This window comes from thiotrophic endosymbiont of Bathymodiolus puteoserpentis (Logatchev) (genome assembly GCF_900127505.1).
In the GTDB taxonomy this organism is placed as follows: domain Bacteria; phylum Pseudomonadota; class Gammaproteobacteria; order PS1; family Pseudothioglobaceae; genus Thiodubiliella.
Map to the genome: position 1 here is coordinate 1 of NZ_UEXF01000080.1, position 830 is coordinate 830.

Below are 830 nucleotides of genomic sequence, written 5' to 3' on the forward strand. Positions count from 1 at the left end.
CAGACGGGGGCGTTTAGGTATTTGTTTAATGAGGGTATGCGTCATGGTAGGACATTTAGTAATAGTCTTAAATTTAAAACCCAACATGATGCTGCATTTTATGCTTTAAGAATTAATTCTACTTCTATTTCTGAAAATAGGGAACATGGTGGCTTGATTTATAGAAATTCAGATGGGTCTTATTCATTTACTGGACCGATAGCAGGTGATCATGAGTCAGTGGATCCTAGGAATGCACCAGCACCTAATGGCGCTAATGTAACGGCTTATTATCACACTCATGGAGCGTATGATCCAGAATACAACAGCGAAAAATTTTCTACTAATGGAGACATTCCTTATGCAAAAAGGAATAAAATGAACGGATATTTGGCGACTCCTATGGGCAAGATCAAATATTATAATTATACTAACGATGTAATTAAGGTGTTACAACAATGAAGGGGATTACAATGATGAAGACGCTATTTTTATTTATTTTTATTTTTATAAATACTCATGTTATGTCTAATATGGATAAATATATTGATTTTGATATTATAGAAAGTTATAAAAAACCTATAACAATGCCTGCTAAATATTTAGAAGTGTTTAGTGTTGTTTATAAAGATTTTTCTTCTTTCAAAAGTAATCAAATAGAAAGTTATATAGTTAACATATCTGAATCCAAAGATTTGTATATTATTAAATTTAGTATTCCACGGAAGCAACTTGTGTTGGGTGGAGGTTCTGGCTTTTATCACATAGATAAGCATACTATGAAAATTATTAAAGTTGAATTTTACAAATAAAAATTAAAAATAAAAGGGTAGAATCGGTTGAGTAAAAGG

General features: G+C 30.8%; 2 protein-coding genes. Both read left to right on the plus strand.

All coding sequences use genetic code 11. The annotated features are described in order from the left end of the window. Positions 1–441, plus strand: a 441-nt coding sequence (locus BHECKSOX2_RS10105; RefSeq protein WP_139683467.1) for a DUF4329 domain-containing protein, incomplete at its 5' end; no start/stop codon positions are given. Then, complete coding sequence (locus BHECKSOX2_RS10110; RefSeq protein WP_139683468.1) at positions 438–791, plus strand: hypothetical protein; 354 nt, start codon at positions 438–440, stop codon at positions 789–791. The genes BHECKSOX2_RS10105 and BHECKSOX2_RS10110, both read left to right, overlap by 4 nt. Positions 792–830 lie beyond the last annotated feature (39 nt).